Source organism: Pseudoalteromonas sp. Of7M-16 (assembly GCF_022347805.1).
GTDB classification, from domain to species: Bacteria; Pseudomonadota; Gammaproteobacteria; order Enterobacterales; family Alteromonadaceae; genus Pseudoalteromonas; species Pseudoalteromonas luteoviolacea_F.
In genome coordinates this window covers 22,528-49,383 of sequence record NZ_JAKRFY010000022.1, presented here as the reverse complement: position 1 = coordinate 49,383, position 26,856 = coordinate 22,528, and the positions used below count along the sequence as shown (strand labels likewise).

The 26,856-nt window shown below is 40.9% G+C and carries 22 protein-coding genes and 1 riboswitch; of the genes, 8 read left to right on the top strand and 14 right to left on the bottom strand.

From position 1 onward, the window contains the following. Positions 1 to 136 precede the first annotated feature (136 nt). Entirely contained in the window at positions 137 to 1,483 is a 1,347-nt protein-coding gene (lysC, locus tag MHN81_RS20145) for a lysine-sensitive aspartokinase 3 (RefSeq protein WP_239426535.1), read from the bottom strand. A gap of 87 nt (positions 1,484 to 1,570) precedes the next feature. Next, positions 1,571 to 1,744, bottom strand: a riboswitch (Lysine riboswitch). A 119-nt stretch (positions 1,745 to 1,863) separates the two neighbouring features. Then, positions 1,864 to 3,111, bottom strand: a complete 1,248-nt coding sequence (gene nhaD / locus MHN81_RS20140) for a sodium:proton antiporter NhaD (protein ID WP_239426534.1) — start codon at positions 3,109 to 3,111, stop codon at positions 1,864 to 1,866. A gap of 158 nt (positions 3,112 to 3,269) precedes the next feature. Here nhaD and MHN81_RS20135 point away from each other — a divergent pair, with 158 nt between their 5' ends. The 7 genes from MHN81_RS20135 to MHN81_RS20105 all read left to right on the top strand — a co-directional run bounded on the left by MHN81_RS20135 (position 3,270) and on the right by MHN81_RS20105 (position 12,121). Further along, positions 3,270 to 4,538 (top strand): hypothetical protein, encoded by a 1,269-nt coding sequence (locus MHN81_RS20135; RefSeq protein WP_239426533.1) that lies wholly within the window; start codon positions 3,270 to 3,272, stop codon positions 4,536 to 4,538. A 10-nt stretch (positions 4,539 to 4,548) separates the two neighbouring features. After that, positions 4,549 to 5,100: a hypothetical protein gene (locus tag MHN81_RS20130; protein ID WP_023399439.1), complete on the top strand. Its 552-nt coding sequence runs from the start codon at positions 4,549 to 4,551 to the stop codon at positions 5,098 to 5,100. Then, positions 5,097 to 7,874 carry a hypothetical protein gene (locus tag MHN81_RS20125; protein ID WP_023399438.1) on the top strand — a complete coding sequence of 926 codons (2,778 nt, stop codon included), beginning with the start codon at positions 5,097 to 5,099 and terminating at the stop codon, positions 7,872 to 7,874. The genes MHN81_RS20130 and MHN81_RS20125 overlap by 4 nt, the downstream gene beginning before the upstream one ends. A gap of 107 nt (positions 7,875 to 7,981) precedes the next feature. Beyond that, positions 7,982 to 8,536, top strand: coding sequence for a DUF4136 domain-containing protein (locus MHN81_RS20120; RefSeq protein ID WP_023399437.1), 555 nt, complete (start codon positions 7,982 to 7,984; stop codon positions 8,534 to 8,536). Positions 8,537 to 8,661: 125 nt separating this feature from the next. Further along, entirely contained in the window at positions 8,662 to 9,873 is a 1,212-nt protein-coding gene (locus MHN81_RS20115; RefSeq protein WP_239426532.1) for a cysteine desulfurase, read from the top strand. A gap of 1 nt (position 9,874) precedes the next feature. Further along, complete coding sequence (locus MHN81_RS20110; protein WP_023399435.1) at positions 9,875 to 10,282, top strand: SufE family protein; 408 nt, start codon at positions 9,875 to 9,877, stop codon at positions 10,280 to 10,282. Positions 10,283 to 10,882: 600 nt separating this feature from the next. Beyond that, a complete protein-coding gene (locus MHN81_RS20105) occupies positions 10,883 to 12,121 on the top strand; it encodes a hypothetical protein (protein WP_239426531.1) in 1,239 nt (412 codons plus the stop codon). An 89-nt stretch (positions 12,122 to 12,210) separates the two neighbouring features. Here MHN81_RS20105 and tcdA read toward each other — a convergent pair whose 3' ends face one another. The 7 genes from tcdA to MHN81_RS20070 all read right to left on the bottom strand — a co-directional run bounded on the left by tcdA (position 12,211) and on the right by MHN81_RS20070 (position 19,606). Continuing rightward, entirely contained in the window at positions 12,211 to 13,008 is a 798-nt protein-coding gene (gene tcdA / locus MHN81_RS20100) for a tRNA cyclic N6-threonylcarbamoyladenosine(37) synthase TcdA (protein ID WP_239426530.1), read from the bottom strand. 1 nt (position 13,009) lies between these two features. Then, positions 13,010 to 13,675, bottom strand: coding sequence for a TIGR01621 family pseudouridine synthase (locus MHN81_RS20095; protein ID WP_023399432.1), 666 nt, complete (start codon positions 13,673 to 13,675; stop codon positions 13,010 to 13,012). Further along, a complete protein-coding gene (kdsB, locus tag MHN81_RS20090) occupies positions 13,668 to 14,423 on the bottom strand; it encodes a 3-deoxy-manno-octulosonate cytidylyltransferase (protein ID WP_239426529.1) in 756 nt (251 codons plus the stop codon). Before kdsB ends, MHN81_RS20095 begins: the two co-directional genes overlap by 8 nt. Further along, a complete protein-coding gene (locus tag MHN81_RS20085; RefSeq protein ID WP_023399430.1) occupies positions 14,411 to 14,608 on the bottom strand; it encodes a Trm112 family protein in 198 nt (65 codons plus the stop codon). The genes kdsB and MHN81_RS20085 overlap by 13 nt, the downstream gene beginning before the upstream one ends. Continuing rightward, complete coding sequence (gene lpxK / locus MHN81_RS20080; RefSeq protein WP_036976157.1) at positions 14,598 to 15,581, bottom strand: tetraacyldisaccharide 4'-kinase; 984 nt, start codon at positions 15,579 to 15,581, stop codon at positions 14,598 to 14,600. Before lpxK ends, MHN81_RS20085 begins: the two co-directional genes overlap by 11 nt. Positions 15,582 to 15,583: 2 nt before the next feature. Next, positions 15,584 to 17,320 carry a lipid A export permease/ATP-binding protein MsbA gene (msbA, locus tag MHN81_RS20075; RefSeq protein WP_023399428.1) on the bottom strand — a complete coding sequence of 579 codons (1,737 nt, stop codon included), beginning with the start codon at positions 17,318 to 17,320 and terminating at the stop codon, positions 15,584 to 15,586. Between the two features lie 63 nt (positions 17,321 to 17,383). Further along, the gene (locus tag MHN81_RS20070; RefSeq protein WP_343224735.1) at positions 17,384 to 19,606 is read right to left on the bottom strand and encodes a DNA internalization-related competence protein ComEC/Rec2; all 2,223 of its coding nucleotides are present in this window, start codon (positions 19,604 to 19,606) and stop codon (positions 17,384 to 17,386) included. 24 nt (positions 19,607 to 19,630) lie between these two features. Here MHN81_RS20070 and MHN81_RS20065 point away from each other — a divergent pair, with 24 nt between their 5' ends. Then, positions 19,631 to 20,137 (top strand): DUF2062 domain-containing protein, encoded by a 507-nt coding sequence (locus tag MHN81_RS20065; protein ID WP_023399426.1) that lies wholly within the window; start codon positions 19,631 to 19,633, stop codon positions 20,135 to 20,137. Between the two features lie 80 nt (positions 20,138 to 20,217). Here MHN81_RS20065 and MHN81_RS20060 read toward each other — a convergent pair whose 3' ends face one another. From MHN81_RS20060 to MHN81_RS20040, 5 genes are all read right to left on the bottom strand, one after another. Further along, on the bottom strand, positions 20,218 to 21,957 hold the full coding sequence (locus MHN81_RS20060; RefSeq protein ID WP_239426527.1) for a DUF3466 family protein: 1,740 nt from the start codon (positions 21,955 to 21,957) through the stop codon (positions 20,218 to 20,220). Between the two features lie 8 nt (positions 21,958 to 21,965). Then, the gene (locus MHN81_RS20055) at positions 21,966 to 23,882 is read right to left on the bottom strand and encodes an ABC transporter ATP-binding protein (RefSeq protein ID WP_239426526.1); all 1,917 of its coding nucleotides are present in this window, start codon (positions 23,880 to 23,882) and stop codon (positions 21,966 to 21,968) included. After that, entirely contained in the window at positions 23,869 to 24,114 is a 246-nt protein-coding gene (locus MHN81_RS20050; RefSeq protein ID WP_023399423.1) for a glutaredoxin family protein, read from the bottom strand. Before MHN81_RS20050 ends, MHN81_RS20055 begins: the two co-directional genes overlap by 14 nt. Then, on the bottom strand, positions 24,107 to 26,218 hold the full coding sequence (gene rlmKL, locus MHN81_RS20045; RefSeq protein WP_023399422.1) for a bifunctional 23S rRNA (guanine(2069)-N(7))-methyltransferase RlmK/23S rRNA (guanine(2445)-N(2))-methyltransferase RlmL: 2,112 nt from the start codon (positions 26,216 to 26,218) through the stop codon (positions 24,107 to 24,109). Before rlmKL ends, MHN81_RS20050 begins: the two co-directional genes overlap by 8 nt. Before the next feature lie 64 nt (positions 26,219 to 26,282). After that, positions 26,283 to 26,813, bottom strand: coding sequence for a cell division protein ZapC domain-containing protein (locus MHN81_RS20040; protein WP_036976238.1), 531 nt, complete (start codon positions 26,811 to 26,813; stop codon positions 26,283 to 26,285). Between the last annotated feature and the right edge of the window lie 43 nt (positions 26,814 to 26,856).

Here is a 26,856-nt window from a genome sequence, read left to right as displayed (position 1 = left end):
TACTTTATTAAGAGTGCCACCTTGGGTTCTTTATTGCAACTTTATCATTAATATTTGTTATAAAGTTATTTCATCAACAACAGAAACGATAGTAGCCTAGAAAATATACCTAAGCTACTATCGTAAAACCAGAATTTTAGGCCGCTTCCAACAATTTTTGATGGATTGCTTGAACGACTTGATCTGAGCTGGCCTGTTCAACTAAGAAGCATAAATTGTGACGACTTGCACCATGGCAAATTAGACGTATATCGAATTCAGATAACACATCAACCAAACAATCATCTCCCCCTTTTAGCTGAATTTCAGAGCCTATCATAGCGACTAACGTCAAATTGTTCTCTACACTAACGTGACAAAATTCACCAAGCTCATCAAGACACGCTTGTTCAAGCTCTGGACGTGACGCATTAGGCGCATTATCTAAGGTCAAAGCAACACTTATTTCAGAAGTCGTAACAAGATCGACCGATATATTGTAGTTACTTAATATCGTAAAAATTTTCGCGAGAAAGCCGCTTGCTAACAACATTTCAGGGCTTTTTAATGTTAATAGGATTTGGTTCTTACGTTGTGTGACGGCACGGATCCCAGACTGAGCCTGAGTTTCTTTTTCAATCCAAGTACCACCTTGCTCAGGCGCTTTACTTGAGCCGACAAAAACAGAGATACCTTTTCTGCTGGCAGGTAAAATCGTCGCTGGATGCAGCACTTTCGCGCCAAACGTTGCCATTTCAGCCGCTTCGTCAAAGCTCAATCTCGGAATTGGTTTCGCTTTAGTACAGAGTCTAGGATCTGTACTGAAAATGCCAACTACATCAGTCCAAATTTGCACACTGTCAGCATCAATTGCCTCTGCGATTAACGCCGCACTGTAATCAGAACCACCGCGGCCCAAAGTGGTCGTTTGCCCATATTTATCACTGCCGATAAAACCCTGTGTTACTACCACATGATTATCTAACAGCGGAGCCAAATGTTCAGCAGCGGCTGCTGCTGAAGCTTCAATATCTGGTGTCGCTTTTGAAAAATTACTATCCGTTTTTAGAATGTTTCTAACGTCAAAGCGGACTGAATTGACGCCTAGCGTTCGTAGCACTTGAGTAAAAATGAATGAAGAAAAACGTTCACCAAAACTCAACACTTCGTCACATTGCTGTGCACTCAGTGCGGGTAACATTGCTATTTCTTTAAATTCTGAATAAGTTTCTTTGAAACCTATTTGTAAGTCTGAGTCTAGGGTGACATGTTCAAGAATGCGGTGCTGAATTTGCATAACCGCGTCTACCAGTGCCAAACGCTCTTGATGATTGGCTTTTTGTTGAACTAGCTCTACTAGGTGATTTGTAACACCTGCACTGGCACTTACAACCACGACTTTTACCTTAGGGTCGTCATTAATAATTTGTGCACAACGATGCATAGCAGTGTAGTCAGCAACACTTGTACCACCGAACTTAGCAACAACAGACTGGGAATTCATTTTATCTCCTTGTGATAGCACATGTACTATCAAAAAAATAAGGAGAACTAACTTGGCAAGAGGAAATAGAAATATATTGAAAAAACCACTGCCAGAAGCTCTCCACCAATAAACGGTGACAGTTCCGAGGATTCAACCCCGTAAACCGAAAAGTCATTGATACGACCAATCACTTTCCTCGGCGAATACTTCCCTCGCTTGCTGTCGTCGGATGTCGTGTCCTCGAACAAGCTACCTAAGCATCGCACCTCTTCTGTCTATTTTGCGGGTATTAAGCTGAACACCGGCAAAATAAAACCTGCTACAAGAGCAGGCTTTTAAAAACTATCTTTTAGACGTCTAGGTGTCAAGTAGTTTTGTACCTTAACACCAAAAAAGACTTAAATAAGTTGCCCCATATAATACGATCCAGCGTAACCTATGGTATAAGCAATCAGTAAATACAGCGCCATTTTTAAATAACTCATAAAGGTCAATGCTTTTACTTTACTCATCGCAATAATACCCGCAGCGGAACCAATAATTAGCATAGAGCCACCCACACCTGTTGCATAGGTAAATGTTAGCCATTGCTGCGGGGTCATTTCGATCTGCGCTTTTAATAACGCTGCGGTTAGTGGTACATTGTCTACTGCTGCACTCAGCAACCCAACCAAATAATTTGCATATTCAGGTGCCAAATATTGATAGAGTTCAGTAAACATACTTAACACGCCAACTTCCTTAAGCGCCCCCACCAACAGCAGTACACCTACAAAAAATAGCAGCGTGTCGTATTCTATTTCTCTAATGTAATCGATTATCTTTTTGTTGACGTCTTTTTTTCGCATTAAAAATTGCGCAACTAGAAACATAAATGACAAACCGAATAAAAACGTCAGCATAGGCGGTACTTGATAATGAACACTTAAAAACAACGTGGCAAGTACGGTGGACATAAAAATGACTGCAATCGTTATGTCAGTCTTTTCAATACGGCGTAATTCTTGGCGTGCAAAGTAAAGTTGCTCATTCATACCGATGGATAACATTGCTGCCAATGCAAATACGCTCACGATGGCCGGCAAAACTAACAGCAAGAGATCCGGTATTGTGACTTTACCCGCCAAAAATATCATCAAGGTTGTTACATCACCAGTGATCAGCGAAACACCACCAGAATTTACGCTAAAAATGATTAATGTGGCATACTTTACTAGCTTTTTCGCATCCAGTTTTAAGGACATGACAACAGCCAAAGATATTAGCGTCGCAGTAATGTTGTCAGAAATCGAAGAAAATATAAACGCAAAAGCACCGACGAGAAACATTAACTTTCTCTCGCTGATCTGCTCAGGCATGATGCGATGGACAATGTTTTGAATAAAACCTTTAGAGTTTAAATAAGCAACAAAAGTCATCGCAGCCATTAAAAAAAGCCATAACGTCGCAATTTCTAAGATGTTGTGATCGAGCTGATGTTGTATAGTTTCTGAGCTTTCGCCATGAATTGGAGAGATAAAAGCGATAATCCAACATAAAGTGCCAAAAAAAAGCGTCGTTTTGGCCTTGTTTACATGGATAATATCCTCTATAACGATAAGCACAAAAGCTAGCGCTATTAGGGTTAGGATTATGGAAGTGACCATACGCGTAAACAACCTGTAATCAAATGTAATTTTTGTAAAGGGTGATGTAAATCGGCGCGGAGTCTAACACTATGGGCAAGTGACCGCTATCAATAATTACAATTTATGACAAATTCGTGAACAAGTGATGTCACAAAAATGATACAAACTGGAAAGTTATGATCCCAGCGAAAAAAGTTCTTAATACATTAAATGAACACTGGAACGTTTTAGAGTTGCTATTTAAGCGATTTAAAATGTCGGATTTCAGTATAAAAGATGTACAAAACTTAATAAAATTAAAGAACCCTAACTGGTCAAGTGAACGGGTTTATAAAGAAACAAATAGACTGCTTAATCAAGAAATTATTATTCCTCTAGCTAAGTCTTCGCAGCTCGAAATCAACCGAGCGGTCGCTGATTTTGCAAGCTTTTTGCTCCAAGAGGAGCATTTAGGTCTTGCTGAAGAAATCACCGTATTAGTTAAAGATTTGCAACGGCTTGGGGCACGCTTGGCTCAGGCTGGTAATGAAGGTGACCATAGCGAGCTTCGACGCTTTAGTCGTATTATGGATGAACGGGTCAGAAAAATTGTAAAGCTTTATCAACACAATGAGAGTGCAATTCTCAATCTTGTAGAGCAAGCCAAATCTGATCACAGCAATTTATCATTGAAGCGACGTTATCAAGCTGTCATAGAAGCATTTGACGAATATATTGAACCAATGCTTGAAATGGTTGACATACACGGTCCATTTCAAGCTTGTTTTAGCGACATAGAAACGCAAATTAGTGAACAAATAAATCAAATCGAACAGCTTGGTCGAGGCGCTCAAGACAAACGTATGCTCGAGCAACTGAGAACGCGTATATTAGACATGCATTTAATAGGCAGAGAAAGTTTGGGTAAAAGTGCCGATATGCTAATGCCATTGCGTGAGGAATTAAGGCGGAACACCCTTATTACTCGCCAAGCAGCCAAAGTGCTCGGACTTATCCGTAAAAATGGGGTGGATCGTATGCTTAGCCCTGTTCAGCCAGACTTCGTGTCCGATATTCAGCGTTTTAACCTTGGTCAAAAGCGCCACATGGTCGCCTATATGGCAAGCCTTGCTGAGTTTGAACATGAAGAATATCAATTGCCTGATCATCAAGATGTACCTGCATACCAAAGCCCCAATATTCCTGATTATCAAGATGTCAAAAAGTCTTTTTCAACCAGTGGGCAAAAGCGCACTGCCCTGCTTGGGTTTTTAAGTGATAGCTATCCTAACCTAGAAGCTGACGAAATGCTGTTTTTGTATCAAAAACTAATTAGCGACCCTGAATTGATAGTCAGTCAATCCAATTCAAAAGAGTCAATGCAACTCGCTAATACCAAAATCAAATTGTATCCATTTAGCGCCACAGAAAATAATAATTCTGACGCTGAAAAAGCAAAACAATAAGTACGACACCATGACACAAATTAATCTAAACGATTTATCACAACTGCAAGCCATCAATAAAAAGCTTGCAGGTGGGTATCACATCAGTGAACAAGATACGACGCTTTGGCAAGAACTGGACCAACACATAGAGTCATACCAAGCGTTGTTTGCAGCGTTAGGCCATGATTTACAACATGATGCGAGAGGATTTTACTACCTTGCCAGTGACGAAAGCACTCCCAATATGGGCAAGATCAGTCGCGCTATCGCCTTGACGGTTTTTATTCTTATAGAGTACTACGCCAACCAAGGTAAAGATCCTCTGCGAGCATTGTTTGATGAACAAATTGATTTGGAACTGATGCAAACGCTTATTCAGCTCAACAAACATTTATTTGATCAATTGGAGATCTTTTCAGGATCTGATTTAAGAAAAGACGTTTTTTTACGTATGTTGAGATTGGGGCTGTGCAAAGAAACTGAACGCGGTTTTGTATTATTAGCGCCGGTTTATAGATATATCGACGCCCTAATGGAAGTTAACGAAGACAATTTTGAAGCGCTAGAGGAAGAAGTATGAGCGAATTATATGGATTAAGTAAGCTAGCGCTTTTAAATACCGCAGGCTATGCAAAGTGTGTTATTCCACTGGATAAAAGTGCATCAATTTGCGCCCCTAACAACACAGGTAAAAGCTCAGTTATCAATGCGCTTCAATTTCCTTTGGTCAACGATTTACGCTTAACTGAATGGGACGGCCACGACTTAGAAGAAACCCGAAAATTCTATTTTTCGAGCGATCAGTCTTACATTTTACTTGAAGCAAACCTACCCCATGGTGACGTAGTCATTGGTGTTGCAGGTCTTGGAAAAATCGCAGGTTACGCGCACCAATTTTTTTGCTACAACGGTAAACTTAACCTTGATGATTTTACTGAAGGTAAAAGCATCATTAAATACACTAAACTATTCAATCATTTAGATTCTAAAGGTTACAAAGCCATTGAACTAAAAGCCGCAGAACTCAACGCACTATTGACCGGTGGCGCAACCCCATATGATGGTGACATCAATCTCAAAATGATCCCACTTAACAATGTTCAAGACGCCGCGATCTACAAAGAGATCTTTCGACGCATTTTGAACTTACATAAGTTAGGTGCTCATGATGTTAAACGTTTTATGTTACGAGTTTTTGAACGCCATATGTCAAACTCAAAAGTCGACTTTTACGAAGTCTGGCGACGTGCATTCGATAAAGTCAATCGTTCTAAACGTGAGCTTACCGCCTTAGAGTCAATGCAAGAACCCATTGCTGCACTGGAACAAATGATTGAAAGCGAAGCGACTATCAAGGGTAAGTTAGCAGCTTATGCGCCTAAAATTGATCAAGCTATTATCGCATTCGATGAATACCAAACGTCACAAATCGACGAACTGAATGAACAGCTCGAAAATATCGAGCAAGAAAAACGAGATTTTGAACAAAAACAACAACTTTATGTTCAGCAATCTCGCGATATCGAACGTAAACAAACACAAATTGAGCAATGGTTTACAGACTATCAAGCACTCAAATCTGAGTTTGAATTAACCAACCATGCGACACTAAAAACAAACCTCACTCTTTTGAAAAAAGAGTATGAGCAGTTGTCATTCTCGATCAACAGCGCACAAGGTCAGAGTTTACATACTTTAGATTACCGTATTGGTGAAACTCAAAAGCAGATAAAGAGCTTAAAGCTACAACTGAAAAACCTAGAGTTCAATTTATTTACTCGTATGAGAGAAGATCTATCACTCAAAGAAGTAGAAGAAATCTCTCGAATACTGAACCCTGATCTGCTGTCGTTTGCAACCACTTCTCAAGGTGAAGTAACCATTCACGATGAAGATGCGTTTGCTGATTTCTTAGCCTTGCTTTCAAACGCCGTTAAAGGTGGAGAGCTGCAATTACCTGGTGTGAGCGTTAAACTTAAGAAGCTAGCGCCAGTGCAAATGCAAAGTGGAGAGAACAAAGCACAATTACAAGCCCAGCTCGAAGCACTGCAACGTTCATTGACAGAGCTAAAGCAGCAAAGAGAAGTTGCAGCGAATGTTGCCGATAAACAACAAGAGCGCGATGCCTTGTATCAAGAACTGATGGCTACGGAAGATGCACTTAAACGCTTCGAGCAATTCCAAACCATGCAACAGTCGGCAGAGGCACAAATGGCTCTCAAAGACCAATTAGGTGCCGAACGCGAGCAAGTAGATGACTATTTACAAGATGTACAACGCAACGCAGGATCAATTTCAGATCGCCGTTCGATCATAAAAAGCAAGCAAGATCTTATTTTGAGACAAAGCGATCGTCTTAAGCAAGTGAAGTCCGAACGTATCGACCACACATTAGCAATTTATGAAGGAAAACAGACCCCCTATCCTATCGATGTGAAGATCGACTTTGATAACTTGTCGGAAATAGTCCATCAATTCAACAAAGATTGCCAAGAGCTGAGAAACTTAGATGTAAATGTGCGCAATACATATCTTCATATCTACAATGCAGGCATCACCAAGTTTGACAATGAAACCGATGAGTCAAACAAATATGCTAAATTGATCAGCGCATACCACAATATTGATAACGAACGGGATGCTGTTGAACGTCAAGCACGTGTCGCCCTGACCGAAGTTGCCGCGACAATAAAAGGCTTAAGAGAAGATTTAGATCGATTACGCCGTGAAATGAACAGCTTTAACCGCGGGATCAGCCAACATCGTATCTCGAACTTAAAAGCATTTAAGATCAATGTTATCCCTCGCAAAATGTTGGTCGACAGCATTGATACTATTATCAGCACTTCTGAAGTTTATGAGCAAGGTGACAGTTTCGACTTACTTAGTGAGGCAAAAGCGGATGAAAATGCAGTTAATGAAGCAAAAGACCATATCATTAAACTAGCCAGTGAAAAAGCAGGTTTAACGCTTACCGATTTATTCGATATTCGCTTTGAAGTCGTCAATAGAGCTGGTGAAACCGAGCACTTTGATAAAATTGACTCTGCGGGCTCCAATGGTACCCGAATTACCATCAAACTGTTATGTGGTATGCTGTTCATTCGCTACCTGCTATCTGATCAAGAACAAGCTTTATACCGTATACCAATATACATTGATGAGGCTGCAGATATTGACCCGCAGAACCAAAAAGCAATTATCGAAACTGCACTGAGCTTCGGGTTTGTGCCAATATTTGCTTCTGTTAAGCCGCAGATCAGCTGTGATTACTTGGTTCCCATCCGCAGTGTTAATCAGGGAAGCCAAAACTGGGTTGATGAAAAAGACTGGATTGAAGTGGAACATTCATAGTTTTAACTGGTCTTACTTACTGGATCTTAAAGTTTATTTGCTTTTTGCTTATCAACTTTGGTCCAGTTAGTATTACAAGGCCAAAAGCCTTAATTAAGGAGTAAAAAATGACTCGTAACCTGCTTGTAGCGCTAAGTTTGATTGTATTAAGTGCTTGTTCTAACACCCCTGATTGGGACTATGATAAATCAGTTGAATTTGCCAACTACAAAACTTTTTCATGGTCTCCAGACACTGCAAACTTTGACAAAGGTGCTCAAAACTATCAGATCAGTGAACTGATGGAAAAGCGCGTTCGAAATGCAATTATTACAGAAATGGCGCAACATGGTCTCACCTTGGTAGAAAATGCTCAGGCAGATGTCATGGTAAACTTTCATGCAGCGGTTGATACAAAACTTGACGTAGATACATTTAATACCAGCTACTCTGCGCGTTGGAATTATTGGGGTGTTGGCTGGCATACGCAAACACAGGCCCGTGAATATGAAGTAGGTACTTTGGTTATTGATGTTATCGACAGAGCTTCAAATCAACTTGTGTGGCGCGGCGCAAAAGAAGGACGCCTTCGTAAGAAGGAGTCGCCTGAAAAGCGCACAGAAACGGTTAATAATACCGTGAAAGATATTTTGTCCAACTTCCCTCCTAAAGTGGGACACTAATCCAGTAAAGGCAGCTAATAGCTGCCTTTTTTGATTTCATTAAACAGAAATAAATTGTTCGGGCTTGCAAGGTTAGTTGAATTAGGTAAAATTCGGCGGTTTATAGTTCTTAATGAGCAAATACCTTGATTGAGCAACTTCGGAAAGACTTCCCTTTATTACAAAACTTAGTTGATGAGCAGCCGCTTTGTTACTTTGATTCAGCCGCCACCACGCAAAAGCCGCAAGTTGTTATTGATGCTGTCAATCAATTCTATCATCAAGAAAATGCCAATGTGCATCGAGGTGCCCACACACTGAGTGCACAGGCAACAGCTAAATATGAAGCAATACGTGACAAGCTTGCTCAATACTTAAATGTCCAACGCAATGAAGTTGTTTGGACCAAAGGTGCAACAGACTCTCTCAACCTTTTGGCCTATGGCCTGACCAATACGCTTGGTGAAGACGATGTTATTGTGCTTTCGCCGCTTGAACATCACGCAAATATTGTCCCTTGGCAACAAGCTGCAGAAAAAACCGGGGCTAAAATTGCGCTTTTACCTGTTTCACAGGAAGGGGTTTTAAATCAATCCGCCGCTATTGAGTTTATTCGCCATACAAAACCTAAAGTACTAAGCGTGTGCCATGCATCAAACGCACTTGGTAATATTCATGACGTAAAGCAACTGATTGAAGCGTCTAAACCCTACGGAACTATCACAGTCGTTGATGGCGCACAATCTTTTATGCATTTAAGACCAGATCTTAAAGCGCTAGATTGCGACTTTTTTGTGTTTTCAGCTCACAAAGCACTTGGACCAACAGGTGTTGGTGGATTGTATGGCCGTTATGAAATGCTCAACAATTTACCTGTTTATCAAACTGGCGGGGAAATGATTGATACCGTGAGTTTTACCGGAACAACTTTTAGGACTGCCCCAGAGAAGTTTGAGCCCGGCACGCCAAACATCAGTGGCGTAATTGGATTTGGTGCGGCACTTGACTATTTAACTTCAATTGATAAAAACGAGCTACTCACCTTCGAGCATTCACTATATCAATACTTGTTGACTCAATTGGGCCAAATTGACGGCATAAAAATATGGGGTGATACGCAAAACAATATCGGCGTGGTAAGCTTTACTTATAAAAACGAGCACCACTTCGACATTGCGACACTTCTTAACTCTTATGGCATTGCTGTAAGAAGTGGGCACCATTGCACCCAGCCATTAATGGCACATTTAAGTATTACAGGTACCGTTCGCGTGAGCCTTGCTTTTTATAACAATCAGCAAGACATAGACGCCTTTATTACTGCGCTTATCGAAACCATTGAGATGTTGGAAGAATAAAATGGATATCAATCAAATCCAAAGCAAATTAAATAGTTTAAAAGGCTGGCAAGCTAAGTATCGTGAGATCATGTTATTAGGTAAACAGCTGCCAGTATTACCTGAGCCACTAAAAACCCCTGATGCACAAGTTAAAGGCTGTGAAAGTAACGTTTGGCTTCATTTGGATCTAGATGAATCACAGCAAAGATTGGTCATCATCGCAGATTCGGATACACGAATTGTAAAAGGATTGCTAGCTATCATCCTAGCGTGTTACAACAACGCTCTCCCTCAGGATGCTCAATCAATTGATGCCTATCAGCTGTTCGAAGAAATGGGGCTAATTAAACATTTAAGCCCATCAAGAGGTAACGGCGTCAAAGCCATTGTTGAACTTATAAATAAAAAGGTTGCTGCAATTCAGTAGGATGACCTATACCGCTCCAAACGGTAAATTCCCATTCATCTTTTCCTTCATAAGCGCTGAGTTCTCTACGAAATGAAATTTCAGCGCTTATCGTAACTAAGGAGCGAGGTTTAATCAGCTAGGTTAACAAAAAACTAATGGCCACTTCGCATATAAAGCCAGTCCCCTAACCCTCTTAGTCATATTCTGAAAGCGATGACAGCGGGTTTTGCTATCTTTCTTACCCTGAATGAATCAAAATTATTAACTCAAAACTACTTTGGTATTTCGTCAATAAATTAATCTTCATGTTATCAATTTGATAGGATGCTTTTTATTCGATTAAGGTGCTTACATAAAGCCTAGAGAAAAATTTAATTATTAGGCTGCCAAGAAAAACTAAAAAAGTGTAATAAATTAATCACCCTTTTTGCACGGATAGCGACATATGCCTGCAATAGCATCACATGGTTTAAGCGATTAACTTTTTATTTATAGCTGCGCCAATAAATGCACTTAACTTCGAAACTTTACCTGTAACAATAACTCTAATCCCCGATTTTCTCGCCTGGTTAATTACCATACTCAAAGGCTGAATGAAAAAAGTTTTTGGAGAGGAATATGGATAATCTGAGTAATAAAAACCCTTTAAATGGTGGTTATGGAAGTACGGTATCTCAGCAAGAGCCGGCGCTAATGATCTATTCGATAGGATTTGAATTTCAATCTTCGGACTTGTTTCCAGTGACACTATCATATGCCACTAATCAGGCTTTAAATGATATTCAACTTCCGAATGACTCAAACATAGAAGAGGAAGAGATAGACAATGACCCCGTTGACGGTGAAGGGTTTGTATGTTCATATGCCACTTGTGACGATATTCCTGAGGGAACCTTTGTAGATTTTACTGTTCGTGATCACAATAGAATCAGCCTGACACTCGATGCAGTTGGCCCCAGTGACGAGCCTACTTTTCTAAGAGAAATTGATCCATTTTATATTCCTGAAGATAAACGAGGAATGCCTGGATTTATATTCCTAGATAGCGATTTCCCGCTTGATACTGAGTTTCACCTACTAAATACGAATACTGAGGATATTTTAAGTTTTAACCAGTCCCCTTTTTCAATAGTACTTCCGAGTAAATTGCTGCAAAGTTATTATGAACACATTTGTGATCAAGTCTTGATCCCAGCTATTCGAAATATGAATTCTATTCGATGGCACGCACCTTATATGCAAAACGCAACTAAATATAACGTATTTCGATTTCCTTCCGATATAGAGAAAAACGATCAAACTTATTTTGGCTTTATTCAACACGCATTTTTGAACAGTGAAGCTGAAAGAATGTCTTTCGTGCCTCAAGTAACTATAGAGTGTAACCTCCGTGATGCTTTCCTTATTGTCAATGACCTATTGACGAATACCAGTATCGCAAAGGAGTATGATAAAGACTTTGCTGTCTACGAAAAAATATCAGAGTCTATCAAGTATGTTGAAAGGATGTTTGGGCCAGCCTACCAACAATACACGGGGATTGAGGCATTTAGCTTTGTCTTTTTACTTCATCAATATTGGTCTGTGATTGTTAATACTGGCAGCTCTAAACAATATCTAGGCATTGCGCTTCGTCACCTATTTTTAGACGTATTCTCATCTCTTTCTGGCGAAGAACAACAATTTATTAAACAAAATAAAGAGGTGATGCTTATGCTAGATCAGGTTAGCCAAACAGAGCCTAAAGATGGTATTTGCCGTTTTCCTTATAATAAGAATAAGAAGGTGCTAATAGAGTACCGCCTTTTCAACTACTTAGTTTCTGTAAATGGAATGCTAATTATTCCCAAAATATGAGCGCAATTTACTAGCCCAATACAGCTAATTTATGACTGTATTGGGCATATATTTAAAAGCTATCACACACAAAATATACTTAAAAGTACTTATTTGCTGCTTCGAGCACGCCTATCTAAGTATTTTCTGATCGACCGCGCAGCTGCAAAAAAACCAAAGCTGCCAGTAACCATAGTTGCGGATCCAAAGCCTGTAGCACAGTCCATATTCTTGCTGCCATCCGCTTGCTGCTTTGCTTTACAAACAGCACCATCTTCGGTCGGGTAAACAAGCTGCTCCGTTGAATAAACACAATCAACGGCAAACTTTCGTTTTGGATTTGATGTAAAGTTGTATTGCTTACGCAGTAGGTATCTCACCTTGGCGAGCAAAGGGTCATGGGTCGTCTTAGCGACATCACCAAAACAAATTTGGCTCGGGTCCGTTTGACCCCCTGCACCACCGGTTGTCATTACCGGTATTTTATTTCGCTTGCAATGTGCGATCAGGGCTGCTTTTTCTTTCACCGCATCAATACAGTCAATAACGTAATCAAAACCTTGAATATACTCTTTGATATTTTCAAGTGTGATAAAGTCATCGATAACGGTGACCTGACAATCTGGATTAATACTTTGCAAACGCGTTTTCATTGCTTCCGCTTTTATATCACCCACTGTTTCAGTAACGGCATGCAATTGACGATTGATATTCGTGACACATATATCATCCAGGTCAATTAAGGTGATATGTCCGATACCTGTCCTTGCCAGAGCTTCAGCGGCCCAGCTACCAACCCCACCAATCCCTATGACACAAAAGTGAGCTTCACTTAGCCATGCCAATTGCTGATCACCGTATAACCTGCCTATGCCACCAAAACGAAGTGACGTATCTTGTTCTGTCATATTACCACTCTAACTGCTCAGGCTGACGCCACGATAAAAAAATGTCATGCTCGATTAATTGCATGAATTGCGACCCTTCTTCTGGTACTGCGCTAAAACTTTGAAGTGTTCCATTCCAGTAAAATGACAGTGAAAAAGCATGAAGGTATACTCTATCTGACTGCTTACCACCATAGCTTTCATCACCCAATATTGGTGCTGATAAACTTTTTAATGCCACTCTAAGCTGATGTGTCTTACCACTGTATGGCTTAAGCAAACAGGCTCTTAAACCGGATTGAATACTCGCCGTATAAAACCGAGTGACCGCAGGGTTATCTTGGCTTTTTAGCAACTTATAAGTACCACGGCGCGACTTAGCCATATCACCTTTTATCCAACCTTGCTTTTTTTTCGGTTTATCTGAAATCAGCGCAAGGTAAAATTTACTTACCTCTCGATCCGTAAAAAGCGCTGTAAGCTTCGCGGCCGCTTGGCTTGATTTCGCCAAGACAATCAACCCAGAGGTCACCTTATCCAACCTATGTACCGGAAATAAACTGAAGCCCACCTGTTGTTCCAACAGTGCAACAAACCCTGCCTGCTCTTCACTGTGAAAGCTCAAGTTACAGGGTTTATAGGCAACAATGTAATCTTCGTGCTGCGCAATGACATTGAAGTTAGTCATTCAAAAACTCGACCACTCTCTCTAGGTCTTCTGGGGTATCCACACCTGCATGAACTGGTTTCATCGCCTTTGTAACCTTGATTGGGTAGCCATGAAACAATACCCTTAGTTGCTCGAGCGACTCTTGCACTTCAAGTGGTGAAACACTCAGTGCTAAATAAGTTTTAATAAAACCAGCGCGATAGGCATAAATTCCAACATGACGATTAAAATGCGACACTGGAATGCGCGCTTTATCCAAAGACATCATGCTGTCTCGCTGAAATGGAATGGGTGAGCGTGAAAAGTACAGTGCATTTTGATTAACATCACTGACTACTTTCACTGCATTGGGATTTAGAACTTCTTCTACGTCGTTAATATCTACACTCAAAGTGGCCATTGGCGCTGACGACTGGAATAACAAATCAGCAACTTGAGAGATGTTTTCAGGCTCTAATAGCGGCTCATCGCCTTGCACATTTACTATCAGTGTGTCGTCGTCTAAATTGAGTAACTCAACCACTTCAGCAAGGCGTTCTGTGCCTGATTGATGATCTGCACGCGTCATTAATACATTGTCAGTAAAGCGCTTTACTTCGTCATAAACCAATTGATGATCGGTAGCCACATAAACGGCTTTTGCACCCGATTTGACCGCCTGTTCATACACTCTTTGAATCATGGTTTTGCCACAAATATCAACCAGCGGTTTGCCCGGCAATCGCGTTGACGCATACCTTGCCGGTATGACAACTATGAATTCCACTTTTCTACCTCTTCAAGGGATAGCTCCCTTGCTTCATTTTCTAATAAAACAGGGATATCGTCTCTTACAGGGTAAGCAAGCTTTGCGGCTGTGCTTATAAGTTCTTTGTTTTCTTTATCGTAGGCTAATTTGCCTTTGCATACTGGGCAGGCAATAATTTCGAGTAATTTTGTATCAAACGCCATGGGTGATGATCCCCTTTTTATCTAATAAATTGTGGAGCTTAGTAATAAGCCCTTCTGACGGAACAGCATCTACACGTAAAAAATACCAGTTGTCTTTCGCAAACGACTGACATTTAACCGCGTCTTTTTCTGTCATGAATAAATTGTTTTTGCTAACTGTGTCAAAGTCCTGCTCAGTAAACATATGGTGATCAGCGAAATGCCGGCTTTGAATAATGTTTACTCCATTGGCTTTTAACGATTTTTCGAACCGAGCAGGGTTGCCTATCGCACTCACTGCAATGCCTTTAGGTGTAAAGCCACTCACCGGGAGTCCGGTTTTTACACTGAAAATACCCGTGGTATTGAGCGAATAGCCATCTTCTTTAATTGAACCATTAAATACAGTTAAGTCCACCGTCTTCAAGCGCTTAGGTAACTCTCTTAGAGGGCCTGCGGGCAATAAAAAGCCATTTCCAAAGCGACGTTCATTGTCGACAATACACACCTCGATATCTCGGTCCAGTTGGTAGTGTTGCAAACCATCATCGCTTACAATTATATCAGGTTCATTATTTTCAATGAGATATTCAATACTCGCTTGTCGATCTGCGCCAATGACCACATCGCAGCCAAGTCGCTTATAAATCAATAGTGGCTCATCGCCAGCTTGCAGTGCGGTACTCTCATTTGAAACTTGGTAAGGCGTATGAGGAGGTTTCGCGCCATAGCCTCTACTTATCACTGCTACTTTTAATCCCAATGATTGCAAATAAGGCACCAACCAAAGCACAAATGGCGTTTTTCCATTGCCACCAATGCCAATATTTCCAACAATCATTACTGGCACAGAGGCTTTGTACGAAGATTTAATCCCAAGGCGGAATAACACACGTCTACATCCGCTTATTAACCAAAATAGCGCACTCAGTGGCAACAACAAAATGTTAATTAGGCCAACTGGCTTGTACCAGCTCTTCTCTATTTTATTCACAATTATTCACCGTATTGCATTTTGCAAAGTGCTGAATATGCCCCATCCTTTGCTAATAAGTCTTGATGCTTTCCTTGTTCAAGCACACGCCCCTGCTCAAGTACATAGATTTGGTCTGCCTTTTCAATGGTAGATAAACGGTGTGCAATCACTATCGAAGTTTTATTCACCATAAGTTTATCCAACTCCTCTTGGATCAAACGCTCTGACTCGGTGTCTAAGGCCGAAGTTGCTTCATCAAGAATTAGAATTGGTGCATCTTTAACTATTGCTCTTGCAATGGCGATTCGCTGCCTTTGGCCGCCAGAAAGCATCACCCCATTTTCACCCACTTCGGTGTTGAGCCCATCTGGTAGATCTTTAACAAACTCCCAAACATGTGCTTTTTTGGCAACTTCCACTAACTCTTCGTCTGACATTTTTTCGTCTAGCCCATACATTATGTTGTTGGCTATCGTATCGTTAAACAACGTTACGTGCTGCGAAACCAAAGCAAACTGCTTTCTTAAGCACGCCAAAGAATAGTCGCTTAATTCAACGCCATCTAGCTTAATTGAACCGCTATCTAAATCGTAAAATCTGGGTAATAGACTTGAAAGAGTTGATTTGCCAGACCCACTTCGACCGACCAATGCTATGCTTTGGCCTGCTGGAATATCAATTGATAAGTTTTCAATAACTGGCTCATCTTTGGTTGGGTACGTGAAAGACACGTTATTAACAGATATATCTCCTGCAACGGCATCAACACTGTGCGTGCCTAGGTCTTTTTCTTTTTCCTGATCTAGTACTTCAAATATGCTATTGGCTGCAGCGATACCACGCTGAAAGTCACTATTAACATTCGCCAATTGCTTTAAAGGCCTTAACATCATCACCATAGCAGTAATTAGCGAAGCTACGACGCCTGGTGTTAGTGTATCGTGTACATCAGGCATAGCGATAATAGCAAGAACAACAGCCATTGCACTGGCTGCGATCAGCTGAATCACCGAAACGCTTAACGCTCTAGTCGCATCCATCTTCACGCGCTGCTGACGATTGTGGTTGTTAACCGTGGCAAAATGCGAAATTTCTTTTTCCTGTCCACCAAAACCATGAATTTCTTTGTGACCTGATAACATTTGTTCAGAGCTACGGGTGACCGCCCCCATCGCATCTTGTATTCTTTTCGAAATTTTTCTGAAACGTTTAGAGACGATACTGACCACGATGGCAACAAATGGCACGATCACTAAAAATAGCAATGACAACTTCCAGCTGATGGCGAACATTCCCCAAAGCAAGAAAACAACGAATGCGCCCTCTCTGATCGCAACCTGAAGTGCTCGAGTTACGGCCTGCTGGACCTGCTCTGTATCAAAAGTGATTTTCGAAACAAGCTCTCCGTTAGAGTGTTTGTCGTGAAATGAAACAGGCATAAATAGCATATGTTCATATAACTGTTGGCGCAGTTTCCTAACCACTTGAGATCCTACGTAACTCAAACAGTAAGATGACATGTAATTGAACACTCCCCGCCCAACAACGAGTAAAATAACAACAAAGGGCGCCATCGCCAGTACGTCTTGGTTTCCCTCAGTTAAACCTTCGTCCATAAATGGCTTCATAAGCTGGATAAACAGTGCATCCATTGCCGCATACCCAAGCATGCCAATGATGGCGAACATGGCGGCAGCTTTAAATTCGTAGGTGTAAGTCAAAAGCCTTTTATATATTTGCTTTCCAGACGATTGCATAGTGTTACTCTAAAACTTCAAAACCTCCTTATTGTATCCGCCAATACACAAAAACTGAATGCATTATCTTAAAAACCATAGATTTTTCGCGTTTCTTGCGGTGTAAACTTCAAAGTGGTCAGAAAACACTCTGATCTGAATTTGCCCATCTAACGCAGTATCGTATATTTTGTATTCTGCATCGAGATATCGCTTTAGTATTTGCTGGTGAGGTAATTGCCAAGCGGTGTTGTGGCTTCGAGAGAAAATCACTGTCTTTTTGTCACCAACTGCGCGGACAAAAGGTATGCTTGAAGAAGTGCGGCTACCATGATGTGGTGCCAGTAAAAAATCCGCGTGTAATTGCTTACCATATTGAGCCGTTAGTTTATTTTCCGTCACCGACTCGATATCACCTGGTAAAAGTAACTTGTGCTTCCCATCATCGACAATCACAACACAAGAGCTGTTGTTATCGTCATTCTGGCGTTCACTCGGCCAAATCGAACGAATGGTTAGCTGACCAAACGTTATTTCCTTCAAACCGCAAGGTTGCCTGTAAGGAGTGCCATGAAAAGCGTGCAAAGTTTCTCCAAACGAGAGCTTTATTAAATCTGGTAACCCGCCTGCATGGTCCCCGTCATCATGGCTCACAATAGTATGCACTAGCTGAATGTCTCTGGCACGTAGATAAGGTAAAATAACCTGTTCAAACATAGAATATGTACCAAAATAGTTAGCACCCAAGTCATATAAAAACCCTTTACCTTGATGCTGTACCAAGATGGCACTCCCGTGGCCAACGTCAAAAATATTGATTTGCCATGGTGGCGAAGTATCAACGGCCTTGTGGACCATTAACACAACCATGGGTATTACCGCGTAGGCACGAATAAGCGCATGGCCGAGCATAAACAAAATTAACATCATCAATACAGTTTGAGTGACAGATATATAACCCACTTCAAGCCAATTGTAATCAAGGTTAGTTAACCACTGATACCCGAGGTAAGTAAAGTGGTCTATTTGATCCATCAATTGAACGTTGTAGCCAACTGAAACTATTCCCTGGGCCAATAAGGCAGGAAAAATCGCGCAAGACAATAAAGGGATCGCAATTAGGTTCACTATTACCCCGGATAAACTAACTCCTTGAAACGCAAAAACCATCAAAGGACTCAAAACAAGGAATAGAAGTAATTGTATCTTGAAAAACCATACGCACTTATTAACCCAACTTATTTTAAAACCATCGGAAGAAGATGGAGTTGTGAGCAACCACAAGATGCTCGCAACTGCGGCAAAAGAAAAATAAAGCCCTAAATTAAGTAGTGTAAATGGTGAGATGAGTAATATAACCGTTAGTGCATATGTCAAAGTTCGGGTATAGCTGACTCTCGCTCCCAGTGCGTAACATAGAACACCTAAAAATGTCATGAACCACGCACGCTGTGCTGATACTTGCATACCACTTAGTACAACATAGCCACCAGCCAATACCAGCGCACACACTAACCCCAAAATATGTACATTCACGCTTTGCGATATTAGGTTTTTAAAAGGGTAAATTACTGTTTTTATTAAAAGGAAACTTAGAGAAAAGAAAATCGCAATATGCAAACCAGAAATAGCCAATAAGTGACTCAAGCCCAACATGCGAAAGCGCTCTTTTTCTATTTGAGGAATTAGTGTTTTATCTCCAGTCATCAGTACGTAGTAAAACCAGCCAAATTTATACGCGCCGAATGTACTCAACACAAAATGTCTATACTTATCTTGCAGGGTATTAGTGTCCCCTATTCTATACGTTACTTTTAGCTTGCCCTTAAAATAGACATGATTGCGAAAGGCATATAACTCCTTATCGAAGCCATATATATTTTTTCTCGAACGAAAAGTTTTTAGTTTGGCAATTCCGGAGACCATGTCGCCTTCATGCAAGGTGATATTGCCAGAATCCGTTGATAAATTAGCATACGCATGTTGCCAGGCTTTTACCTGAAACTTGTCAATAGATTTGATGTCTACCTGTATGTAAGGGCGTTTTCCTGCTTTTATAATTTGGGTCACTTGAGCGGTGATTTTTACTGGTTTATCAACAACTAGGTTTTTCCAAGAAAGCTGATAAAACAGTTGGTAATGTAAAGCTGTAACAAAAATACCTAAAATAAAACCTGCCAAAACGTTTGAAAAAAGCTTAAAATAGCTACTAACAAAAACGAGCAAGGCTAAACTGCCGGGTAACTGCCAATTATCCATGTAAAACACGGATATAAGACACCCACAGATTATGCCGCAGCAAATCAATATTGAAGTAGATGGTTGCTCTATATGGCGAAGAAAACGATCCAACGCTTTTTACCCGATCACAATAAGATCAAAGAACAAAAATCGTTAAGAATTTTTGGAAGTTTATTGCATGATGCAAACCTTTGGCATCTTAACCGACGCTCAGCAAGGGGTGCATTTTCCGTTGGACTATTTTTTGCGTTCATCCCTGTCCCTTTTCAAATGGTTTTAGCGGCTGCACTCGCAATTCCATTTCGAGTAAACTTGCCTTTATCAATTGCGCTTGTTTGGATTACAAACCCGCTGACAATGCCACCAATATTTTACTGTTCTTATCTTGTCGGGGTTTTTGCCCTTGGTCAAGAGATGCAGCCTTTCCATTTTGAGCCAACATGGGCATGGTTAACAGAAAGTATCACCACCATCGGCCCTGCATTTATCGTAGGATCGTTGATCTGTGCATGTATCGCAGCCATTATCGGCTTTTTTGGTATAGATTATCTTTGGAGACGCTCTGTAAATAAAGCGTGGGAAGCAAGAAACCAATAAATTTTGAGCAGGAGTTTATGGGAGCCCCCATCAAAAACTAGCGTTCATAAAAAAGGGCCTGAGGCCCTTTTTTTATTTGTTTACTTTCTGCGTCTGCGCAACATTAATAGCGGCAGAGCCAATAAACTAAATATACCAAAAGATGCTGAGCTTCTCTCGTAAGTTTCAGCTTCTTCAGGAGCACATTGCTCAGGTTGGCCACTGCTATCTGGAGTTAGTAACACAGGCACTGCTATTGACTCATATTCATCTGCACCTGAGCTATCTTTCATCACTTGTCCAAGACTATCCCTGCGCTTTGCCGTTTTTGTAGCGACACCGTATATTCGATTGTCGTCCGTTATCTTAACAGCTTCTACAACACTGTAAGGAAAAGCATCACTTTTACACGGTAACAAGTCGTTTATGTTTTGTAGCTCCGAGTTGGCAGTATTATAAAGAAACGCCTCTCTTCTTGGGTTGTCACCTAAATTCTCTGCTTCTGCCTGACCAACGATATAACCGGCATCATTGATGTCTTCAGGGAATAAGGCTGAGCCGTCATAAAATGACTTTATTTCTGTATACTTTTTGTCGTTAACATTGAAGTAATAGCCTTTAACTTGCTCTTGTCGACCAAGTGTAAACTCATTGAAACGGTAACCGATTGCAATACCTTGATTATTAATTGCAACGCCACGGCTTGACTCATAACCTTCAACATGGTCAATCATTTGCGTAAAAGTACCATCTTTATAAAAACCAGCTCTTTGCCTAACTATAAAGTTGTCGTCTTTACGTGTTTGTGAATGGCCAACAACAACGCCTGCATTGTTAACAGCTAAAGCTGTTCCAATATGAGCACGCTCTTCATCATCTTCGCGAACAAGACCAGCACCTAAGCTTTTAGATTCACCCGAAATAATGTTGAAATTAGCGTCAAGCTTCCACTGGTATGCTTCGCGGTTGTAATACTCAGATAAATTCTGCAATCGCCAAACACACACATTCACAGGCTCGCTTTCATTTTTACAAATATCGTTAAAGCGATCTTGACCATCTTTAGCAACACTAACGGCACTTTGACCTATTACTAGATAGGTTCCGTCATCTAATTTTTGTACGTCGGCAGCCATACTCTGCCCGCCGTAATCCGCTTCAAAGCTTGGCGATGGTAATTCAATCACTTCTCCTGCTGGCGTTATAAACACCGCTCTAGAGGAAAACTCGCGCTCAAAAAAGACCGTTGTTTCATTTTCGTCTTTTTTAGTAAATTCGTTCTTTTTCGTGTATGGCGCTGTACCCCAACCTACCATGGCGCCATCTGATGCAACCGCAGTGATAAAAGAGACGACTGAACGAGATAACTCTCCTCCTGTATAATCTCTTTGCTCATCAAAAATGACCTTTTCGTCTGCGCTCGAAGTCGCATATATCAAGCTGGTGCTAGAGTTTAATTTTTGAAATTCTGCATTACCACTACGCTGACTCAAATAGCCACGCATAAATGCATGTGCGTCTGGATCGGTTGCTGTAGCATTATTATTTTGGATATCATCAAGCGTAAATTTGATAGGATCATCGATTCTATCTCGCGCGTCTTTCAGCAGATCATATTCTCTTATTAACGAATCATCGCTAAAGTCGATATAGCTAACATCAATTTTTAAGTTAAAGAGTTCTGTTGCTCGCCCTGCAACAACACCTGAGTCATTAGCATCAGAGACAAAGGTATTCTTTGATCCAATATGTGATGGCAACTCTGTTAATTGGTACGTTGCAGCAAATAGCTGCCCTGAAAAGCACAAACCAATACTGGCGGCTAAAAGTGAATATCTCATTTCAATCCTTACTGCTGATTCTGTAAAGCTTCTAATTCTTCCCAACGTTCATACGCGGTTTCGAGCTTGGACTCCAATTCCGCAAGTTGGTTCAATGCTTGTTGTGTTACATCAGACTCTTGTTTAAAGAACTCAGGGGAGTTAACTAATTCTTGCTGACTTTCAAGCGCGGATTCAAGCTCCTCTACTTTACTCGGCAAGCCTTCTAATTCAAGTTTTAATTTGTAACTGAGCTTACTCGATTTGTTTTTACTTGTATCTCGCTTTGCCGGGCTCGCCGTTGCTTTTTCTTTATCTAACTTCTCTAGCTCTTTTTGTTGCGCCAGTTTATTATCACGATAAGACTCAAAGTCACTATATCCACCGACTATCTCAGTAACAACGCCATCCCCTTCAAACGCCCACACGCTATTACATGTATTATCAATAAACTCCCTATCGTGACTGACAATTAAAATTGTACCTTGATACTGAGTGATAATTTCCTCTAACAGTTCAAGTGTCTCAATATCGAGATCGTTGGTCGGTTCATCCAAAACCAATACATTTGAAGGCTTTAAGAATAGTTTTGCTAGAAGTAATCGGTTTTTCTCACCACCTGACAGTGCTTTTACTGGTGTTCTCGCTCTTGCTGGTGGAAATAAAAAGTCTTGTAAATATCCTAAAACATGTCGACTTCTACCACCAATTGCAACTTCTTGCTTACCTTCAGCGACATTGTCTTGCACTGTCATTTCTTCATCAAGCTTTTCACGGTATTGGTCAAAATAAGCAACTTCTAAGTTCACACCTTGCTTGATCTTACCGCTGTCGGCTGACAACTTGCCAAATAAAAGCTTAAGTAAAGTCGTTTTACCAATACCATTTGGACCAATTAATCCAACACGGTCACCACGCATAACCAAGGTCGAAAAGTCTTTAACAATTGGCTTATCTTTAAATGCGTGATTTACAAAGTTGGCCTCAAACACTAGCTTACCTGAACGCTCTGCCGACTCAATATTGAAATCAGCTTTACCGACCTGCTCAACACGTTGTTTACGCTCTACGCGCAAAGCCTTCAATGCACGTACTCTGCCTTCATTACGTGTTCTTCTCGCTTTGATCCCTTGTCTGATCCAAGCCTCTTCTTCAGCAAGTTTTTTATCAAACAGCGCATTTTGCGTTTCTTCTACTTTTAAGTCATGGGCTTTTTGATCTAGATACTTAGCGTAGTTTCCTGGATAAGACACTAGCTTACCTCTGTCTAAGTCTAAAATTCTTGTCGCCACAGCTCTGATAAAAGCACGATCGTGGGAAATAAAGACTATGCCACCTTTAAAATCTTTTAAAAACGATTCAAGCCATTCCACACTTGCCATATCTAAGTGGTTGGTTGGCTCATCTAGTAGCAATAAATCAGGATCGCTTACCAACGCCTTTGCCAAAGCAACTTTTCTCAACCAACCACCAGAGAGCTTTTCCAAACGCATTTGCGCTGTCAGTTGTAACTGGCTCAATACCAAGTTGATACGACTTTCAAAACGCCATGCATCCGCAGCTTCAATCTCTGCAGACAATCGTTCAAGTTTATTTAGCAGGTTCGTTGATTGATCAGTTTGAAGCGCCTCACTGACGTGGTTGTATTCAATTAAAAGACTCGCAACGTCAGGTAAGCCTTGTGCCACGTAGTCAAATACACTCCCCTCGGCACCTTTTGGCGGGTCCTGTTCAAGTCGCGATACTTTTAATCCGGTCAAACGGTTTATTTCACCATCGTCAAGTAATACCTGACCATCAAGGACCTTCAATAAAGTTGATTTACCAGCACCGTTTCTGCCAACAATACACACTCGCTCTCCTGCTTCGATTAGCGCATCTGCATTGTCTAATAACGGATGAGAACCAAAAGCAAGTTGTGCTTTAGCAATTCTAATTAAATCCATCTTCTTGTATAAACTCTTCAATTTGTTGTTGAGTAAATGGCCAGTTCAGCAATTTACCTGTTTTTATATTCTTTATTACTGGGATTGAAGTTTGAAATTGTGTCATCAATTTCTCGTCTTCCAAAATATCTTGATGATGAATGTCGTTAGCAGCAAGCACATTAATTGCTAAAGCATATGCTTGCTCACAGAGGTGACATCCATCAGTATGATATAAAACCACTTTAGCCATGGGTGATAAGCCAGCTATTGTGAATTTGCTTGTTGCGCTTAAAGTCAGGAGATAGTGTCTCCTTTGAGATATTTTCCGCTTTCAACCCCAAGCCCATTAATGCAACTTCATCCATTTTAAATCCACGCTTGTTGTTAGAGAACAACAAAACGCCATCTGGGCTCAAAATATTCTTAACCCAAGTTAGCAATTGAATGTGGTCTCTTTGTACATCAAAAACATTCTTCATTCGCTTTGAGTTTGAGAACGTAGGAGGATCTAAGAAGATCAGATCATATTGACCTTTCGCATGCTCAAGCCAGTTCAGGCAGTCTGCTTGTTCGAATCTAAAGCGCGGATTTTTAAGGTTATTAAGCGCAAAGTTCTCTTCAGCCCACTTGAGATATGTCTTTGACATATCAACTGTCGTCACCGACTTAGCACCACCAAGTGCTGCGTGAACAGATGCAGTACCCGTATAGGCAAATAGGTTTAACACTCGCTTATCTTGTGCGTTTTGTTGAATAAAGCGACGCGCTAAACGATGGTCCAAAAATAGACCGGTGTCTAAATAATCGTATAAATTGACTTTAAATTTGGCACCAAACTCTTCAATGACTTGATAACGATTTTGCTTCTCATAAGAAGTGTACTGCTCATCACCTCGTTGCTTTTTACGCACCTTTACGGCCAAATTACTTGGAGAAATATCTAATGTCTCAGCAGTCAAAGAGATGACATCTTGTAATCGCTTATCGGCAACTTCCGCGTTGATTTCTTTCGGCGCTGCGTATTCAAAAATTACTGCATTGTCGTCATACACATCAACAGCTACGTTGTACTCTGGAATATCAGCATCATATAGACGATAAGCTTGAACAGCTTCTTTTTTCAACCAACTTTTCAAGCCTTGCTTGTTCTTTTTCAAGCGATTTGCAAATGCGCGAGACTGTTCATAATGTAACTCTGAAGCTTGTTGGTTTTGCGCAACTTGTTTTTCGTTCAACTCATATAAATATAAGGTAACGTCTATTGGACCATTCTTAAATTTATAGCGTTTCTTAGATGCCAACTTCAGAAGTCTAAATAGTTCATCGTCCGTACCAAGCAGCGCGGCATTCCAATCTTGGTAATACTTTTTAAAACTTGCACCCATGTTACGGTAAAGGCTAATTAGCTCGGCCATTGAGCCCAAACGCTCACCGTAAGGTAAGTTACTTAGCACTGTACCTGGACGTTTCGCAACAGACTGTAACTTACCTGCATCTGCCACTTTAAACTGGATAAACTCGCCCACACCAGCGCGATTAGCATTAGATTTTGCGGTTTCTACTACCTTTGAATCTATGTCGTGACCAATTAACCAAAGCTTGGAGTCTACTTTTTGCTGTTTTAGCTCTTTTTGCAACTCTTTGAATTTTGCCTCTCTGAAACTTGGCAAACGTTTAAATGCAAAAGCTTTATTCAGATTGGTAGGTGCTTTTAGCGCCATGCTCGCAGCTTCGATGAGTAACGTGCCTGACCCACAACAAGGGTCAAAAAGCGGCTTAGACGTATCATTCAACCAGCCACTACGAGTCACAAGTGCAGCTGCAAGATGCTCACGGATTGGCGCCTTGCCTTGTTTTAAACGGTAGCCACGATCTGATAACCTTGGCCCTGAGTAGTCCAAATACAATGCAATTTTTTGTTTGTTGAGCTTGGCAATGATTCGAACATTGGCATCTTGTTTATCTACAGACGGGCGCTGCTCATAAAGGTCTTGAAAATAATCAACCACAGCATCTTTGATAACTAACCCCGAAAACTGAGTGTTTTTTAATTCTTTATTTGTACCGTTGAATTCGACAGCAAAAGTTTGTGAAGGACCAAACCACTCTTGCCACCCCTGAAAGCGAGCAAATTTATAAAGGTCATCTTTATTATTAATGTCTTCATGCTCGTCAATCAACAACATAACGCGCGTTGCGTATCGCGTCATCATACAAAACTTTTGAGCAGTGAGGTTGTCGGCGTCAAAGCGAACCGAACCAATGCTTTGCTTTGTAACTTTAATTTCGAAAGATTGAAGTTCTTCGACTAGTAAATTTTCGATGCCAATCGATGTAAGCGCAATAAACTGCAATGTGATAACCCTGTAATTTCAATTGACGCGAGTATAACACAGCTATGTAAAGACGGGGATTGGATTAAGCTCTTATGCTTACTTTATTACTAACCAATACTGGGTGAATGCGATCATTCAAAACTTTTATTGCTTGGAACTGTTCTAAGCTAATATTTTCATCAAGTTGGAAGTCTGCAGTCAAGTTAATGCACAAACTGGCTTCACGTTCATGATCAACAATAAGGCACTCGCCAGCCATCACTTTAGACTTAAGGCTTACAACTGCGTTGCAAAGTACCTCTGTCCCTGCATATGGCCGAAAAAACCAGCTTTTTGCTTGCACAGGTAATAAGTGAAACTTTGCAGCTGTTGCGTTCAGAGCAATCTGGCAGCACTGTGCTTCAGACCAAACTGAATAACTACACAAGTAGTCAAAGACATTTTGATAAAATTGCGCTTCTTCAACGCTAAAGGTAGGACTGGAATCAGAATCAGCCGTAAGTTGGCGAAGACGATATGGAGTGCAAAGCTGTAGCTCATCACCCAAATCAACAAGCAAACGGTTCTGCACGCGACATTGAAGCCAACGCCACTCTTTTGATGCTTGCAAAATCGCCCTCCGCATTACTATTAAATTAATTCAACCAGTAACGCGA